The following is a 16,036-nucleotide window of genomic DNA, read 5'->3' on the forward strand; positions in this document are numbered from 1 at the left end:
ATTAAAAAAGCATCCCAACAGGATGCTCGTTTAACACTTTAATTCTTCAATTTCTTAATAATTCATGGGGACCTCAATAAAGAGCAACCCAGTATCTTCTTTAGCATTGATGGAAAAGGCATCCGTTTCCCAAACCCCAATGGCATCACGACTTTGTAAAACATTATTTTCAATTACTATTTCACCATAAATAGTCATAACATAAACGCCATGATTTTTGCTTTTAAGTTTATATTCGAAATGCCTATTTTTATCTAAATCAATTCTAGAAATGATGGCGTCTTGGTGAATTTTCAAACTACCTTCATGACTCTCATCAATAGACGTTACTAAGGTTTGAAGCTTGTTTTTTCTATCGTTGCTATCAAAAGATTTTTGATCGTAGCGTGGTTTTACATTTTCCTTATCAGGAAAAATCCAAATTTGAAACAAACTTAAATGTTCATCAACCGAACCATTAATTTCTGAATGTTGCACCCCCGTACCGGCACTCATAACTTGTACTTCGTTTGGCAACACAGGAATCCATGCATCACCCATATTATCTTTATGTTTTAAAACTCCTTTTAATGGAATTGTAATGATTTCCATATTATCGTGCGGATGCGTTCCAAAACCCATTTTAGGAGCCACAACGTCATCGTTTAAAACGCGTAATGCCCCAAAATGCATTCTTTCTGGGCTGTGATAACTTGCAAAACTAAACGAATGATTTGCCTGCAACCAACCATGGTTGGCGAACCCTCTACTTTCTGCTTTGTGAATGATTGTTTTCATGTTTTAATTTTGTTATTCGCTTGAAAAAGGGAATCTTTTATAGTGTAACTTTAATTTAAATAGGTTTCGGCTGCGCTCAACCTGACATTCTCAACTATCTCATTTTATCCAACAGATTACTTAATTGTTCTGCTTCTTCTTCATTTAAATTTTTTAATAATTCGTGATTAAAATTATCTGGAATGGCGTCTAAAAGTGCATTACCCTTTTTTGTTATGGCTATTTTAACCACGCGTCTATCCGTATCGCTTGGTATGCGTTCAATTAAACCTTTAGCACATAATTTATCCATTAACCTAGTCGCATTTGGTGAACGTTCAATCATTCTATCTTTAATAATTTGCACGTTAACAGGTTCTCCGGCACCCTTCAATATGCGAAGAATATTATATTGTTGCGGAGAAATTCCATAAGATTTAAAAAACTCGTTTTGAAAGCCTGAAATCCAATTAGCTGTATATAGAATATTCAGCAATGCCTTGATTCTGTTGTTCGCAAATTTCGAATTAATATCTTTACTTATATCTCCCATGTTCAATATTTCTTAAGCTAAAACGTCCGTGTATTGATCGTGCTTTTTCTTAAATACCGCATCTGCAAACGGACATAAGGGAATCACTTTTAGATTGTTAACACGCAAATACGCAACGGCTGCATCAATTAATTTATAACCAACGCCTTGTCCTTTAAGTGTTTCGCTCACTTCGGTATGATCTATAATAATTTTATTAGGATTCGCATGCGAATACGTCATTTCAGCCACTTTTACTCCATCAATTTCTATATAAAAAACACCTTTAACCTTGTTATCATGTTGTTTAATCTCCATCTTACAATTTATTTTGAAATGTGGCTACAGCCTTTAATAATCTTGCATTAAATTCAGAATTTACAATCTTATCCTCTTTAAAGTTGTCACCAAAATTTGGTAATGAAAAATCAGAAACTATATGTCCCCCATTAAAAGGAAATCTGTTCTTGGCAATTTCTAAAACACTTGCGCCACCTCTTGCCCCTGGAGAAGCTGCCATAAGTAACATAGGTTTATTATTCCATAATTTACTTTCGATTCTAGACATCCAATCGAATAAATTTTTAAAGACTGCAGAATACGCTCCATTATGTTCTGCCAACGACAAAATAATGCCATCGGTCGATTTTATAAGATCTAAAAATTTCTGGGCATTCTCAGGAAACCCCTGCTGTTTTTCAACATCTACTCCAAATAATGGCAATTCAAAATCATTCAAATCTAATATTTTAACTTCAGCATTACTAACTAAACTTGAAGCATACGCCACTAATTTTTTGTTTATAGATTGTTTACTATTCGATCCTGCAAAGGCTATTATATGTTTCATAATTCAATATTTTTTATCAAATATAGTTTAAATAATTTTATTTACCTAGGAATATATTTCCATGTAATATTATTTAATAAAACATTAACATTGCTTCATTGTATAATTGAAACTTTTGTATTTTAGCTTCAAACAAAATATCGATGGATTTAAACTTCAACAAAAACGAAGATTATAACAAACTGTTAGTGTCTGAACTTAATAAGCGCTTAAGAAAAGTACACTTAGGCGGTGGAAAAAGCAGCATTGAAAAACAGCATGCCAAAGGCAAAATGACAGCTCACGAGCGCATTAATTACTTATTGGACGCTAATGCACAATCCATTGAAATAGCTGCATTTGCTGGTGAAGGCATGTATGAATCACATGGCGGATGTCCGTCTGCCGGTGTCGTTGTAAAAATTGGTTACATAAAAGGAAAACAATGTATTGTTGTTGCCAATGATGCCACCGTAAAGGCAGGAGCTTGGTTTCCCATTACTGCCAAAAAGAATTTAAGAGCACAAGAAATAGCGATTGAAAACAGATTACCAATTATCTATTTGGTAGACAGCGCAGGTGTGTATTTACCCTTGCAAGATGAGATTTTCCCAGACAAAGAACATTTCGGACGTATTTTTAGAAACAATGCCATCATGAGCAGTATGGGAATAACTCAAATTTCTGCCGTTATGGGCAGCTGTGTTGCTGGTGGTGCCTACTTGCCTATTATGAGCGACGAAGCTTTGATTGTGGATAAAACTGGAAGCATATTTTTAGCAGGAAGTTATTTGGTGAAGGCCGCTATTGGAGAAACTGTTGATAACGAAACCCTTGGAGGTGCCACAACACATTGTGAGATTTCTGGGGTAACCGATTATAAAGCAAAAGATGACAAAGATGCTTTAGACACTATTAAAAACATCATTGATAAAATAGGCGATTACGACAAAGCCGGATATAACAAAATAGCATCGGTAAAACCCAAAGAAAATCCCAATGATATTTATGGCATTCTACCAAAATCTAGAGCCGATCAATATGATATGTATGAGATTATCAAGCGTTTGGTTGATAACTCGGAGTTTGATGAATACAAAGCTGGTTTCGGAAAAACCATCATAACTTGTTACGCTAGAATTGATGGTTGGGCTGTAGGTATTGTCGCAAATCAACGTAAATTAGTAAAAACGGCCAATGGCGAGATGCAATTTGGAGGTGTTATTTATAATGATAGCGCCGACAAAGCCACCCGTTTTATTGCTAATTGTAATCAGAAAAAAATTCCTTTAGTGTTTTTGCAAGATGTTACTGGTTTTATGGTAGGAAGCAAAAGTGAACACGGTGGTATTATTAAAGATGGCGCAAAAATGGTGAATGCCGTTAGTAATTCTGTGGTTCCGAAATTTACCGTGGTTATTGGCAATAGTTATGGTGCAGGAAATTATGCCATGTGTGGAAAAGCCTACGACCCAAGACTTATTGTAGCATGGCCCAGTGCAGAACTCGCTGTGATGAGTGGAAATTCGGCTGCTAAAGTCTTACTTCAAATTGAAAAAGCATCGTTAGAAAAACAAGGCGAAAAAATATCTAAAGAAAAAGAAGAAGAACTTTATAACAAAATTAAAGATCGATACGACACTCAGGTTTCACCTTATTATGCAGCATCTCGAATTTGGACCGATGCTATTATTGACCCATTAGAGACAAGAACCTGGATTAGTATGGGTATTGAAGCCGCCAACCACGCCCCTATTGAAAAACCATTTAACATGGGCATTTTACAGGTGTAATTACAAAACATATTCAAAAATTTTGTATCTTTTATACTGAAAATCAATAACTTCAGTCATGGGAACAATAAAAACACTTAACAAGTGGGCGAATGCACATACTTATTTTCCACTTGATTTGCTCCGTATTGCGTTGGGAATATTGCTATTTATTAAAGGCATTAATTTTATGGCAAATAGTACCATTCTTATGCAATTGTTTAAGCCAATGGAAAATTTAGCTGGTGGTATGGTTATAATTCATTATGTAGCACCTGCTCACTTTATTGGAGGTATGTTAATAGCATTTGGCTTATTAACCCGTTGGGCTATTATAGCGCAATTACCTATTTTAATTGGTGCTATTGCCATAAATTTCGTAGGACCTATGGATGCCGCTAATTTGATACTGGCAACAATAACACTACTAATTTGTGTATTTTTCTTGTTTTATGGATCAGGAAAACACTCTTTAGATTATTATTTTAAAATGCAGCAATAACCTAAAGAGTGCTGTTTTATTTTTTATAAACTTAGAGTTTAAGTAACTCCATGGTTTTTTTACGCTGAATTTTACCTGATTTAGTTTCAATAAATTTTGAAACGGTATAAACAGCTTTTGGCTTTTCGTACTTATCTAAGCAATCAAAAATAGAATTGTCAATATTATTTTTGTCATCTTCTACAATAAGCACTACTTTTTCACCTAATGTGTCATCGGGTAAAGATGTTATAAAAAACTGATTATCAATTAATTTCTTAAGTTTTCCTTCTATTTGTTCAGGGATTAATTTAATGCCTCCAGAATTAATAACATTATCAAATCTACCCAACCATTCGAATGTAGTTTCAGAATGTATTTTTACAATATCGTTGGTTACTATTTTGTTATCAGATAAATACGGAGCATCTATTACTAAGCAATTTCTATCATCAGTAGAAACCGTAATATTTGGTAATGTTTCAAAATATGATATGGTAGATAAATTGGACGTACCAAAATTATTCAATTTTCTTACCGCAATATGCGAAACTGTTTCGGTCATCCCATAAGTTTCATACACGTTGGTTTTTTTATCTTTTATAGCATCAATAATAGCTTCAGAAACATGTCCGCCACCAACAATTGCTGTTTTTAAATGATTTAAATGCTTCGCGAAATTTTTAAGTTGCATGGGTGTAAAAGCACAAAAATCGTAATCTTTTTCATAATCTATGCTTGGTAGTGCTACTGGTTGTACCAAATCTAATTCTAAGCCTAAAATAATGGCTCTAACTATCATCATTTTACCGGCGATAAAATTAGCTGGTAAACAATGTAATACTTTATCACCTGGTTTTAAATTAAAAAAGTCTCCTGTTGCAATGGCAGAATTCACCATGGCTTGCTTTTTAATTTTTAAATTTTTTGGTTTACCCGTAGAGCCAGAAGTTTTGGCCATTACATAATCGTGTTCGTCTAACCAATCTAATAAAAAATTACCTAAATCTTGCTGATATGGTAATCCCTCTTTAACGTAGCTATATGCAACCTCCATAAGGTCTTCGTGATTATAACTTACATTATCTAGTTTAAATTTTATGTGTACGTTGGTGAAATTTGGTGTCATAATACGTCTTTAATTTTAATATGTTCTTTGGCTGGTTCTATAACTTTTCCGAATAACTTATCCTTCCAATTGGTCCATCCATAAATTTTCGATAAAATTAATAGAAGTATTGGAAAAACTACGAATACAGGCATAAATATTTCAGTAAAACCCATTTCTGTTGGGTCGGACATGTCTTTTAATATAGAATGTGTTTGAAATGCGGTCCAATCTGCCGTAACCAACAACACCGTAAATAAATTATTGGCGGCATGAAAACCCAAGGACAACTCCATACCTTCGTCCATTAGAGTCATGATTCCTAAAAACAATCCTGTGCCTATGTAATACACCATAATAACGGGGCCTAATTTATCCACTTCAGGATTAGCTATGTGTAATAATCCGAAAACCAAGGATGTGACTAGTAATGGAACCCATTTATTCTTAAATATGACGCCAATACCCTGCATTAAATACCCTCTAAACAAATATTCTTCGAAACTGGTTTGTAGCGGCACAAAAATAATGGCTATAACACAGAGAATTATAAAAGGCACTAATTTAAAATTATACACATAATCACTCGGCGAAGTTATATAATCGCCAATTACAATACTGCTTGATACGATACCCCAAACAAAAAATATAAACCAAAAACGTTTCCAATCTATTCTTTTTCGAGAGGTGGTTAATTGCGTAAATGTCTGATTATGTAAATATTTCACGACGAGAATTAAACCAATCAATCCTGCTGCAAACGACAAAAGCATCAAAAACAGGTTTAAGTTAGGTTCTAAAAGTGTCATCATTTTAGATTCATCCATTCCAAAAATACTATCACCATTTTTAAACGCTTGTAAAAATACGGCAACTGTAAACGGAATTTGTCCCACTATTACTGCTATAACAACTATAAAAATCCCCACTAGATATCGCCACCATTCGTGTAACGCATTAAATGCCTGAGCTATATACATGCTTATAAATTAAAATTCCAGTTAATTTTATTATTATACCGCAAAGTACCGTTTTTTACTTGTAATGGGCAATCAAAATTATTAGTAAATAAGCCGCCAGTACCTAAACCCTGAGGTAATTTGCTTTGTTTATTATAGGTATATTGTGCAATAGCATTTAAGCCCACATTACTTTCTAAAGCACTGGTTATCCACCATCCTATATTGTTTTTTTCTGCAATTTCAATCCAAGAATCGCTTCCGTTAAAACCTCCCACTAAACTCGGTTTTAAAATAATGTATTGCGGTTTAATAGTTTGTAGCAATGTTTGCTTGTTTGTTACAGAAAAAACGCCGATTAATTCTTCGTCTAAGGCAATTGGCAACGGGGATTTTTTGCAAAGTTGAGTCATTTCCTGAATCTGACCTTGTTTTATGGGTTGTTCGATGGAATGAAGGTCTAAATCTGATAAAATTTTAAGTTTCTCTAAAGCTTCGGAAGGTAAAAATGCACCATTCGCATCTACACGTAATTCTATATCTTTTGAAGTGAATTCTTTTCTTATGGATTTTAATAAATTGATTTCGGTTTGAAAATCGATAGCTCCAATTTTCATTTTAATACAACTGAATCCCGCCGCTATTTTATCGGTAATTTGCTGTTTCATAAAAGCTTGAGAACCCATCCAAATTAATCCGTTAATAGGAATGGTATCTGTGCTTTCTGTGAATTTTGAAGGAAATAATTCGAACGGATGCTTGCTGCTTAAAGATTTCATGGCCATTTCTAATCCGAATTGAATACTCGGAAATTCAATGAGCTCGTTCACTAAAAAATCTAAATCTAAATGAATGTTTTGACACAGCCATTTCAATTTATCTTCGTAATCTGGTCTGTCATCAACTGATAAGCCTCTAAAAACACCGCATTCTCCAATACCTTGTTTTCCTTCAGAACTTAAAATAAGAAACCAGGTTTCTTTAGTTTTTAAAACACCTCTTGAAGTTCCGCTGGCTTGTTTAAAATTTAAAATGTATCGTTTATAGGATGCAATTATCATCTATAATTCAATAAAATCACCGATTTCGAGCAACATCAAATCTTTATTCTTTTCGAAGAATTTACGTTTGGCTTCCTCATGATTTATTTCAATATAGCCAAAGGTGTCGTAATGATATCCTAACACTTTGTCGCATTGCACAAAATCGCTTGCAATTATAGCATCTTCGGTTCCCATGGTAAAATTATCACCTATAGGCAAAATAGCTAAATCTAATTTTGTGTGCATAGGTATCAGCTTCATGTCGAACGTAAGAGCGGTATCGCCTGCGATATAAATATTTTTATGCTCACCTTCAATCACAAAACCTCCTGGTTGCCCACCATATTTCCCATCGGGAAACGAAGAGGTATGAATGGCATTTACATACTTAACAGTGCCAAACTCAAAATCCCAACTGCCTCCATGATTCATAGGATGTCCTTCGATACCCAAAGCTTCAAAATGTGTAACTATTTCAAAATTAGAAACCACTACAGCATTCGTGCGTTTTGCAATGGCTTCGACATCTAGAATATGATCTTGATGTGCATGTGTAAGCAAAATATAATCTGCTTTAAGGGTATCTATATTAATATGAGATGCTTTAGGGTTTCCCGAAATAAACGGGTCTACAAGAATGTTAATATCATTAACTTGTATGCCTAAACTCGCGTGACCGTAAAATGTTATTTTCATCTAATTATCTTGTTTTTTTAATACAGTAAAATACAAAAAATTTACAACAAATGCCCTACACCCATTAAGATTGCTAAAATGACAGTTGTGAATGCCACTTTTTTTAATTCTGGGTCTAACAATTTAGAATCTGTATTTTTAATTACGGTTCTAATATGTACTATTAAAGGGATATAGGTAACCATAAAAATTAAATTAAATGGCGAGGTATAGTATAGTATTGCAAATAGTGTAGATAATACTATGGCTAAAACAACCAGTGCTACGTGATATTTCTTGGCGTTATCGATACCTAGTTTTACAGCCAAGGTTATTTTCTGCGATTTTTTATCTGAAACAATATCACGCATATTGTTTAAGTTTAAAACAGCAGCGCTTAAAAAGCCAATAGTACATGCTGGTAAAAACACCACATGGTCGACAGTTTTAGCATACAAAACGTAACAACCAATAACACTTAACAATCCAAAAAACAGAAATACAAAAATATCGCCGAGTCCATTATACCCGTAGGCGTTTTTTCCAACGGTATAACGTATTGCGGCAATTATACAGGCTAACCCCAATACAAAGAAAATAAGTGTTAAGTAAAAATATTTAACCCCAAACGCGGTAAACACTAATAAAAATGCTAAAACAATAGATATTAACACATTTATTTTAATGGCACTAAACATATCTTCTGGAGAAATTTTTCCCGATTGTATGGCACGTTCTGGTCCGATTCTATCCTTATTATCTGTGCCTTTAACACCATCGCCATAATCGTTAGCCAAGTTAGAAAGGATTTGAAAACTTAGCGTTGTTAAAATTGCTAGCACACAAACTTTCCAATCGAAAAGACTATTATATGCTGCAAAACAAGATGCTAGAATAATACCAGAAATAGAGAGCGGAAGCGTTCTTAAACGCATTGTGGTAATCCATATTGAAATATTCTTCATACTACGGAATCCATTTTTTTACAAAATTAGGTTTACGTTTTTCAAGGAATGCATTTCTGCCTTCTACAGCTTCTTCTGTCATATAAGCTAATCGGGTAGCTTCACCAGCAAATACTTGTTGTCCTACCATGCCATCATCGGTTAAATTCATAGCGAATTTTAGCATTTTTATAGACGTTGGCGATTTTGCTAATATTTCTTGAGCCCATTCAAACGCTGTACTTTCTAATTCGGCATGAGGAATCACCGCATTTACCATGCCCATATCGAAAGCTTCTTGTGCCGAATAATTTCTTCCTAAGAAAAATATCTCGCGAGCCTTTTTTTGCCCAACCATTTTGGCTAAGTATGCAGAGCCATAGCCGCCATCAAAACTGGTAACATCGGCATCTGTTTGTTTAAAAATAGCATGTTCTTTACTGGCCAAGGTTAAATCGCAAACCACATGTAAACTGTGTCCGCCACCAACGGCCCATCCTGGTACTACTGCAATTACTGCTTTGGGCATAAAACGAATTAATCGTTGCACTTCCAAAATATTCAATCGATGATAGCCATCTTCACCAACATAGCCTTGTTTGCCTCTAGCTTTTTGATCGCCACCAGAACAAAAACTCCACACCCCATCTTTTGTTGAGGGTCCTTCAGCCGATAATAAAACAACGCCAATATTTACATCTTCATTAGCATCGTAAAAGGCATCATAAAGTTCGCTTGTTGTTTTAGGTTTAAAGGCATTTCTAACATTAGGCCTGTTAAACGCAATTCGAGCAACACCATTACATTTTTTATAAGTAATGTCCTCATATTCTTTTGCAATTTTCCAATTAACTTGCTCCATTTTATTTATTTTAGTCAAAAATAATTTTTATTTCATTAAATCGCCTAAATCCTCATGAAAAATAACCTTTACCTTCTCATTTTTATTTGCTTTTTCACGCTCTCAAATGCTCAATCCTATGATTTTAAAACTGTTATCGACTTAGATGCTACAGAAGTAATTAGTCAGGGCAATACAGGTACTTGCTGGAGTTTTTCAACGTCCTCATTTCTTGAAAGCGAAATAATACGCATTACAGGTAAAACGATTGATTTATCTGAAATGTATAATGTACGCCACACTTACCCTCAAAAAGCTTATAATTACGTAATGCGCCAAGGGCATACCCAATTTAGTGAAGGCGGATTAGCGCACGACGTTATAAATCGTATGGCAACATACGGTTTGGTTCCTAATTCGGTGTACAGCGGGTTGAAAAACTCAAATGATAAGCATAACCATTCAAAACTTATTGATACGTTAACCAAAACGTTGGATAAGTATATTGAAAACCCAAAGCTTTATACTAGCAATTGGAAAGACGATGTTAACGCTATTTTAGATTCGAGTTTAGGGCAAAATATTAACACATTTACGTTTGAGGGGGTTACTTATACCCCTATGTCCTTTTTAAAAATGACAAAACTAAACCCAAAAGATTATATTTCTATTACTTCATTTAAACATGAACCGTTTTACACGAATTTTATTTTAAATATTCCTGATAATTTTTCCAATGGAAAATTTTTAAATGTAAAAATTGATGAATTAGTAGAAATTACTAACCGCGCCTTAGAAAAAGGTTACACCATCGAACTGGATTGTGATGTAAGTGAACCTACCTTTTCTTCTGAATACGGTATGGCCATAATACCTAATGATGCCAATAATACTGAAGAAGCTTTTAAAACTATTACCCAAGAAAAAAAGATTACACAAGAGTTCAGACAACAAGAATTTGAAAATTTTAATACTACCGATGATCATTTAATGCATATTGTAGGTATGGTAAAAGACCAAACAGGAAAAATATATTATAAAGTAAAAAACTCCTGGGGCAAAAACTCAAGCCGAGTTTCGAATGATGGTTATATTTATATGAGTGCAGCCTACTTTAAGCTAAAAACAATATCCATAATGATTCATACGGACGCACTGAAGAATACTTACAAAAAGTATATCAAAAATCAATAAAAGATAAAAAAACTTACATTTTTTACGATATTCACATAAGTGCAAATCATCGTTGGCTTGTAGCTTTTTATTTATTAAATTTACAGCGTTAATTAATTTTATCGATAAAATACATTATTTGTAGTTGATATATTGTATTTTGCCCGTAATTTAACCTGATGCCTATGTTATTAAAAATTACTCTGATTATTTCTGCTTTAGTAGCGATAAATTTTCTCTTATTAATATTTAGCTGCAATTCAACTTCAAAAAAATCTATTAAAAACAAAAAGCCAGTAGTGTTAAAACCAAAAACTACCATTCAATTGGAGACAAAAGTGCTTGCCCCAACAGGAAGTTAGTTTTACTAAAATGCTTATTTCCAAACCAAAACCCTCTGTTTGCACTTAATGGAGAGGGGTGACCCGAGGTTAAAACCGAATGTTTAGATGGGTTAATTAATTTTGCCTTCTTTTTTGCGTAACCTCCCCAAAGTAAAAACACTATATTTTCTTTTGAATCGCTAAGCATTTTTATGACCTGATCTGTAAATTGCTCCCAACCTTTATTTTGATGGCTTCCTGCCTGATGTGCTTTCACTGTTAATGTGGCGTTTAATAATAATACACCTTGATCGGCCCATCGTGATAAATTCCCACTTTCTGGATACGGAATACCCAAATCGCTCTCAATTTCCTTAAAAATATTGATTAACGATGGCGGATGCTTGATACCGTCATTCACCGAAAAACATAAACCATGCGCTTGTCCGTCATCATGATAGGGATCCTGACCCAAAATAACCACTTTTACGTCATTAAAATGACAGTGATTAAACGCATTAAAAATTTGATTTTCAGGCGGAAAACAACTTGTACTACGATATTCAGACGCCACAAATTGTGATAAATTCTTAAAATATGGCTTTTCAAATTCTGTTTCTAATAAAGGTTTCCAACTTGGGTGTATTGCAACATTCATCATTTTACATTAACGTGGAACTAAAATAATACTATCTTTATTCTTATTAAAATTATTAAGATTGAAAAAACTTAAATTTCCGACTGCCCAAACCATCCTCATTATTATTGCCGGATTAGTAGCCATACTTACATACATTATTCCTTCGGGAAAATTTGATGCCTTGGCTTATAATAAAGAAGACAATTCATTTATTAGAACTGGTTTAAATAAAACCGAAACCCTATCGGCAACCCAAGAAACTTTAGATGCTTTACATATTAAAATTCCTTTAGAAAAATTTACTAGCGGCGATATCTGGAAACCCATAAGCATCCCAAACACCTATCATAAAGTAGACGCCAAACCTCAGGGTATTGTTGCTTTTATTCAATCGCCCATTAAAGGCATTATTGAAGCTGCCGATATTATTTTTCTTGTTTTATTTATTGGTGGACTTATAGGTATTATGAATTATACTGGCGCGTTTGATGCCGGTATTTCCTGGTTAGCCGAAACGCTTAAGGGAAAAGAATTTGTATTAATTATACTGGTAACTTTATTAATAGCCGTTGGCGGAACTACCTTTGGTCTTGCTGAAGAAACGATTGCCTTCTACCCTATTCTAATACCAATTTTTTTAGCAGCAAAATATGATGCCATGGTGGCATTAGCTTGTATTTATATTGGTTCTTCTATAGGGTCTATGTGTTCTACCACAAATCCGTTTAGCGCTATAATAGCCTCTGATGCCGCAGGAATAAATTGGACCACGGGTTTAACAGGACGATTTATAATGCTTATTCTGGGTACATTAATATGTATTATTTACATCTTGCGTTATGCACAACAGGTAAAAAAAGACCCTACTAAATCGGTTATTTTTAGTCAGAAAGACGACATTGAATCGATGTTTGGAAGCTTAAACACATCGGTTATTAATTTAACTATCAGACTGAAAGTTATTCTTTTTGTATTCGCCATGTGTTTTGTAGTCATGATTTACGGTGTTTCTCAATTAGAATGGTGGTTCTTAGAAATGACTGTAGTGTTTTTTGTTGGCGCCATAATTATTGGTATCATCGGAAAAATTAACGAATATACTTTTGTAGACTTATTTATTAAAGGAGCCAGCGATTTACTCGGTGTAGCCATTATAATTGGTATTGCGAGAGGTGTGACCGTTTTAATGAACGACGGACAAATAAGCGACACCATGCTTTATTATGCTAGCAATGCAACAAGTGGTATGAACAAAGGTGTTTTTATAAATGCGATGCTTTATATATATGCCAAATTATCATTTTTTATTCCATCTTCGTCAGGATTGGCGGTTTTAACAATGCCAATTATGTCACCTTTAGCCGATGGTGTGGGTATTGGAAGAGAATTTATAGTCTACACCTATCAATACGGTATGGGATTGTTTGCTTTTATTAGCCCGACAGGATTAATATTAGCCTCTTTAGCCATCGTTAAAGTGGGTTATGATAAATGGTTGAAATTTGTTATGCCTTTAGTAATTATACTAACGGTCTTCACCATGATAATGCTTACTATTTCGGTTTACTTATAATTAATTTTGTAGGCCATAACCTTATTACCATAAAACGTAGGCACAATAAGTAAGTCTTTTTCAGGGATAATGCCAATGTCTGCTGCATTCAATTTTTCTTCTTTGGTATCTAGAATTTTTGTTGCAACAGGTTCCTGAGAGTTTTTGTCAACAAAAAACAACTCCCCCGGCCATGTAGAAACTAAATAACCAGCTTTTATGGCTACTATACCATCGCCTCCAACAATTCCTGTTGCGATTACACTTTGGTGTTTTGTTTCTTTATCGATCGCAATAAAATCACCTTTGCTAAAGGATACTACCAGAATTCGGTTTTTTTCAACGAATATGCCATTGGGGTTTAAACCTTCCATATCTAACCATAATGAAACTTCATCGTTGGCTAGCTTATAAACTTTACTATCTCTAGAATCTGTAAAATAGACATCGCCATTCGTATCAATATCTAAATCATTTAAAAATATAGCCTTGTCTACTTCATATTTTTTATCAATACTTCCAGTTTCTATATTTATTTTAACGACTTCGTTAATATCAGTAACATAGAGTTTATCATTAAAAAAACTAAGCCCTTTTGGAGCATTCAATCCTGTTACCCAATTCTTTTTAAGTATTTTTCCATTCAGATTGATTATAGACAAACTACCGTCGTTATCTTTTTCGTTTGTTGGTACATTTCCTATGTTAGAAACATAAATAACACCTTCCTTTTTATTATAGCGAACCGCTTCACAGGTTTTTAATAAGGTATCTGTTTCCCATAATTTTATAAGTTCAATTTCTGTTTTTCGAGGTTCTTGTTTTACAACTTCCTTATTTTGCGATTTACAGGAAATCGTAATTAGTACACTAATTAGGAATGCTATTTTAAATTTTTTCATAAAAATATACTTTAAATTAAATCGACTATCGCTAAGCTAATATTTTAACCATCAATTCTTTAAGTAAATCGCCTTGAGAAATGGCATTGGCTCCAACACCTTTACTTTTCACATCAAATTCGCGAAGTGTTGAAACAACCTCGCTTACTTTTTTCATCGGATAATTTCTTGCAGCCGTTATATAATCATTCACAAAATAAGGATTCACTTTTAATGCCGAAGCCACATTTCTTGGCGACTTATCGGATAACCCGTGAAAATGAAGTAATTGCGAAAAGAAACTAAACAACAACGAAACAGTAACGACCATAGGATTATCCTTTGGGTTTTCCGCAAAATAATTTACAATCTGAAAGGCTTTAAAAGCATTCCGTTCACCTATGGCATGGCGTAACTCAAAATTATTAAAGTCCTTACTTATACCTATGTTTTCTTCAATATGTTCTGGCGAAATTTGAGTTCCTTTTGGTAATATTATCTGAAGTTTTTCTAATTCGTTATTAATTTTACTTAAATCGGTACCTAAAAACTCAACCAACATTTGCGCTGCTTTAGGAACTATGGTATAATTTTTAGACGCTAAAACACGTCGAATCCAATCTGCAACCTGATTTTCATAAAGCTTTTTACTTTCATATACGACACCAGTTTTTTTAAGTGTTTTATATAGTGCCTTACGTTTATCGATGGTTTTATACTTATAATTTAAAACCAAAATAGTAGATGGTTGTGGCTGTTTTGCATAATCGGCTAATTTCTCGATGGTTCTCGACAAATCTTGTGCTTCTTTTACAATAATAACCTGATATTCTGCCATCATAGGGTATCGCTTGGCATTGCTTACAACATCCTCAACGCTTACATCACGTCCGTAAAGCACCATTTGGTTAAATCCTTTTTCGTCTTCTGCCAATACATTAGCTTCAATAAAATCAGAAATTTTATCAATATAATAAGGCTCTTCACCCATTAAAAAATAAATGGGCTTTAATTTTCCGCTTTTTATGTCGGTTACTAGTTGTTTGACTTCGTCCATTAAAAAAAATTCACCAAATTTGTGTAGTGCAAAAACTTAATTTCCCTACATATTCGTTTCGATTCAAAAATAGCGAAAATAAAATTTCTATTTTCGATTGCTTACGTAAAAAGTTTGTGATTTTACAACCCGAAGAATGGGTTAGACAACATTGTGTTTTGTATTTAATACAAGAAAAAAAATACCCGAAATCGCATATTAATGTTGAAAAAGAACTGATAGTTAACGACTTAAAAAAACGTTACGATATTGTTGTTTTTAATACAGACGGCAGTATTCATTTAATTGTAGAATGCAAAGCACCCACGGTGACTATTAATCAAAGTACATTTAATCAAATTGCGCAGTACAACCAAGTTCTAAACGCCAATTATTTAATGGTTACTAATGGTATAAATCATTATTATTGCCAAATGGATTTTGAAAATAAGCGATTCGATTTTTTAAAAGACATCCCAACTTACAATTAA

General features: G+C 33.7%; 18 protein-coding genes. 5 read left to right on the forward strand and 13 right to left on the reverse strand.

Annotated features, from left to right (window positions below):
* Nucleotides 1-54 precede the first annotated feature (54 nt).
* The 4 genes from ACFQ0I_RS11330 to ACFQ0I_RS11345 all read right to left on the reverse strand — a co-directional run bounded on the left by ACFQ0I_RS11330 (nucleotide 55) and on the right by ACFQ0I_RS11345 (nucleotide 2,138).
* Complete coding sequence (locus tag ACFQ0I_RS11330; protein WP_379942339.1) at nucleotides 55-777, reverse strand: pirin family protein; 723 nt, start codon at nucleotides 775-777, stop codon at nucleotides 55-57.
* Nucleotides 778-871: 94 nt separating this feature from the next.
* Nucleotides 872-1,309, reverse strand: coding sequence for a MarR family winged helix-turn-helix transcriptional regulator (locus tag ACFQ0I_RS11335; RefSeq protein WP_379942341.1), 438 nt, complete (start codon nucleotides 1,307-1,309; stop codon nucleotides 872-874).
* A 12-nt stretch (nucleotides 1,310-1,321) separates the two neighbouring features.
* Nucleotides 1,322-1,606 (reverse strand): GNAT family N-acetyltransferase, encoded by a 285-nt coding sequence (locus tag ACFQ0I_RS11340; RefSeq protein ID WP_379942343.1) that lies wholly within the window; start codon nucleotides 1,604-1,606, stop codon nucleotides 1,322-1,324.
* 1 nt (nucleotide 1,607) lies between these two features.
* Nucleotides 1,608-2,138, reverse strand: coding sequence for an NADPH-dependent FMN reductase (locus ACFQ0I_RS11345; protein ID WP_379942345.1), 531 nt, complete (start codon nucleotides 2,136-2,138; stop codon nucleotides 1,608-1,610).
* A gap of 143 nt (nucleotides 2,139-2,281) precedes the next feature.
* On the opposite strand from ACFQ0I_RS11345, the gene ACFQ0I_RS11350 reads away from it, so the two are divergent.
* Together ACFQ0I_RS11350 and ACFQ0I_RS11355 are read left to right on the forward strand one after the other, a co-directional pair.
* Nucleotides 2,282-3,910, forward strand: coding sequence for an acyl-CoA carboxylase subunit beta (locus ACFQ0I_RS11350; RefSeq protein WP_379942347.1), 1,629 nt, complete (start codon nucleotides 2,282-2,284; stop codon nucleotides 3,908-3,910).
* A gap of 58 nt (nucleotides 3,911-3,968) precedes the next feature.
* Nucleotides 3,969-4,391 carry a DoxX family protein gene (locus tag ACFQ0I_RS11355; protein WP_379942349.1) on the forward strand — a complete coding sequence of 141 codons (423 nt, stop codon included), beginning with the start codon at nucleotides 3,969-3,971 and terminating at the stop codon, nucleotides 4,389-4,391.
* Between the two features lie 31 nt (nucleotides 4,392-4,422).
* Here ACFQ0I_RS11355 and ACFQ0I_RS11360 read toward each other — a convergent pair whose 3' ends face one another.
* The 6 genes from ACFQ0I_RS11360 to ACFQ0I_RS11385 are packed head-to-tail and all read right to left on the reverse strand — an operon-like array spanning nucleotide 4,423 to nucleotide 9,961.
* The gene (locus ACFQ0I_RS11360; protein ID WP_379942351.1) at nucleotides 4,423-5,499 is read right to left on the reverse strand and encodes an AMP-binding protein; all 1,077 of its coding nucleotides are present in this window, start codon (nucleotides 5,497-5,499) and stop codon (nucleotides 4,423-4,425) included.
* Nucleotides 5,496-6,458 carry a CPBP family intramembrane glutamic endopeptidase gene (locus ACFQ0I_RS11365; protein WP_379942353.1) on the reverse strand — a complete coding sequence of 321 codons (963 nt, stop codon included), beginning with the start codon at nucleotides 6,456-6,458 and terminating at the stop codon, nucleotides 5,496-5,498. The genes ACFQ0I_RS11360 and ACFQ0I_RS11365 overlap by 4 nt, the downstream gene beginning before the upstream one ends.
* 2 nt (nucleotides 6,459-6,460) lie before the next feature.
* Nucleotides 6,461-7,498, reverse strand: coding sequence for an o-succinylbenzoate synthase (locus ACFQ0I_RS11370; RefSeq protein WP_379942355.1), 1,038 nt, complete (start codon nucleotides 7,496-7,498; stop codon nucleotides 6,461-6,463).
* The gene (locus ACFQ0I_RS11375; RefSeq protein ID WP_379942357.1) at nucleotides 7,499-8,176 is read right to left on the reverse strand and encodes a metal-dependent hydrolase; all 678 of its coding nucleotides are present in this window, start codon (nucleotides 8,174-8,176) and stop codon (nucleotides 7,499-7,501) included. It abuts the gene before it with no gap.
* Nucleotides 8,177-8,217: 41 nt separating this feature from the next.
* Nucleotides 8,218-9,120, reverse strand: a complete 903-nt coding sequence (menA, locus tag ACFQ0I_RS11380; RefSeq protein ID WP_379942359.1) for a 1,4-dihydroxy-2-naphthoate octaprenyltransferase — start codon at nucleotides 9,118-9,120, stop codon at nucleotides 8,218-8,220.
* A 1-nt stretch (nucleotide 9,121) separates the two neighbouring features.
* Entirely contained in the window at nucleotides 9,122-9,961 is an 840-nt protein-coding gene (locus ACFQ0I_RS11385; protein WP_379942361.1) for a 1,4-dihydroxy-2-naphthoyl-CoA synthase, read from the reverse strand.
* A gap of 54 nt (nucleotides 9,962-10,015) precedes the next feature.
* On the opposite strand from ACFQ0I_RS11385, the gene ACFQ0I_RS11390 reads away from it, so the two are divergent.
* A complete protein-coding gene (locus tag ACFQ0I_RS11390) occupies nucleotides 10,016-11,134 on the forward strand; it encodes a C1 family peptidase (RefSeq protein ID WP_379942363.1) in 1,119 nt (372 codons plus the stop codon).
* 294 nt (nucleotides 11,135-11,428) lie between these two features.
* Here the strand turns inward: ACFQ0I_RS11390 and ACFQ0I_RS11395 are convergent, their stop codons facing one another.
* Entirely contained in the window at nucleotides 11,429-12,094 is a 666-nt protein-coding gene (locus ACFQ0I_RS11395; RefSeq protein WP_379942364.1) for a uracil-DNA glycosylase, read from the reverse strand.
* A gap of 61 nt (nucleotides 12,095-12,155) precedes the next feature.
* On the opposite strand from ACFQ0I_RS11395, the gene ACFQ0I_RS11400 reads away from it, so the two are divergent.
* Nucleotides 12,156-13,649 (forward strand): YfcC family protein, encoded by a 1,494-nt coding sequence (locus ACFQ0I_RS11400; RefSeq protein WP_379942366.1) that lies wholly within the window; start codon nucleotides 12,156-12,158, stop codon nucleotides 13,647-13,649.
* Here ACFQ0I_RS11400 and ACFQ0I_RS11405 read toward each other — a convergent pair.
* Both ACFQ0I_RS11405 and holA read right to left on the reverse strand, forming a co-directional pair.
* A complete protein-coding gene (locus ACFQ0I_RS11405; RefSeq protein ID WP_379942368.1) occupies nucleotides 13,640-14,530 on the reverse strand; it encodes a hypothetical protein in 891 nt (296 codons plus the stop codon). The two genes, ACFQ0I_RS11400 and ACFQ0I_RS11405, sit on opposite strands and share 10 nt — an antisense overlap.
* A gap of 31 nt (nucleotides 14,531-14,561) precedes the next feature.
* On the reverse strand, nucleotides 14,562-15,566 hold the full coding sequence (holA, locus tag ACFQ0I_RS11410) for a DNA polymerase III subunit delta (protein ID WP_379942370.1): 1,005 nt from the start codon (nucleotides 15,564-15,566) through the stop codon (nucleotides 14,562-14,564).
* 26 nt (nucleotides 15,567-15,592) lie between these two features.
* Between holA and ACFQ0I_RS11415 the strand changes: the two genes are divergently transcribed.
* Entirely contained in the window at nucleotides 15,593-16,036 is a 444-nt protein-coding gene (locus ACFQ0I_RS11415) for a type I restriction enzyme HsdR N-terminal domain-containing protein (protein ID WP_379942371.1), read from the forward strand.

This window comes from Mariniflexile aquimaris, assembly GCF_042676825.1.
GTDB lineage: Bacteria > Bacteroidota > Bacteroidia > Flavobacteriales > Flavobacteriaceae > Mariniflexile > Mariniflexile aquimaris.

Coding starts and splice junctions, on each gene's coding strand:
- ACFQ0I_RS11350 (WP_379942347.1), top strand. CDS start 2,282: ATGGATTTAAACTTCAACAAAAACGAAGATTATAACAAACTGTTAGTG.
- ACFQ0I_RS11355 (WP_379942349.1), top strand. CDS start 3,969: ATGGGAACAATAAAAACACTTAACAAGTGGGCGAATGCACATACTTAT.
- ACFQ0I_RS11385 (WP_379942361.1), bottom strand. CDS start 9,961: ATGGAGCAAGTTAATTGGAAAATTGCAAAAGAATATGAGGACATTACT.
- ACFQ0I_RS11390 (WP_379942363.1), top strand. CDS start 10,016: ATGAAAAATAACCTTTACCTTCTCATTTTTATTTGCTTTTTCACGCTC.
- ACFQ0I_RS11360 (WP_379942351.1), bottom strand. CDS start 5,499: ATGACACCAAATTTCACCAACGTACACATAAAATTTAAACTAGATAAT.
- ACFQ0I_RS11335 (WP_379942341.1), bottom strand. CDS start 1,309: ATGGGAGATATAAGTAAAGATATTAATTCGAAATTTGCGAACAACAGA.
- ACFQ0I_RS11375 (WP_379942357.1), bottom strand. CDS start 8,176: ATGAAAATAACATTTTACGGTCACGCGAGTTTAGGCATACAAGTTAAT.
- ACFQ0I_RS11405 (WP_379942368.1), bottom strand. CDS start 14,530: ATGAAAAAATTTAAAATAGCATTCCTAATTAGTGTACTAATTACGATT.
- menA (WP_379942359.1), bottom strand. CDS start 9,120: ATGAAGAATATTTCAATATGGATTACCACAATGCGTTTAAGAACGCTT.
- ACFQ0I_RS11340 (WP_379942343.1), bottom strand. CDS start 1,606: ATGGAGATTAAACAACATGATAACAAGGTTAAAGGTGTTTTTTATATA.
- ACFQ0I_RS11370 (WP_379942355.1), bottom strand. CDS start 7,498: ATGATAATTGCATCCTATAAACGATACATTTTAAATTTTAAACAAGCC.
- holA (WP_379942370.1), bottom strand. CDS start 15,566: ATGGACGAAGTCAAACAACTAGTAACCGACATAAAAAGCGGAAAATTA.
- ACFQ0I_RS11365 (WP_379942353.1), bottom strand. CDS start 6,458: ATGTATATAGCTCAGGCATTTAATGCGTTACACGAATGGTGGCGATAT.
- ACFQ0I_RS11345 (WP_379942345.1), bottom strand. CDS start 2,138: ATGAAACATATAATAGCCTTTGCAGGATCGAATAGTAAACAATCTATA.
- ACFQ0I_RS11395 (WP_379942364.1), bottom strand. CDS start 12,094: ATGAATGTTGCAATACACCCAAGTTGGAAACCTTTATTAGAAACAGAA.
- ACFQ0I_RS11330 (WP_379942339.1), bottom strand. CDS start 777: ATGAAAACAATCATTCACAAAGCAGAAAGTAGAGGGTTCGCCAACCAT.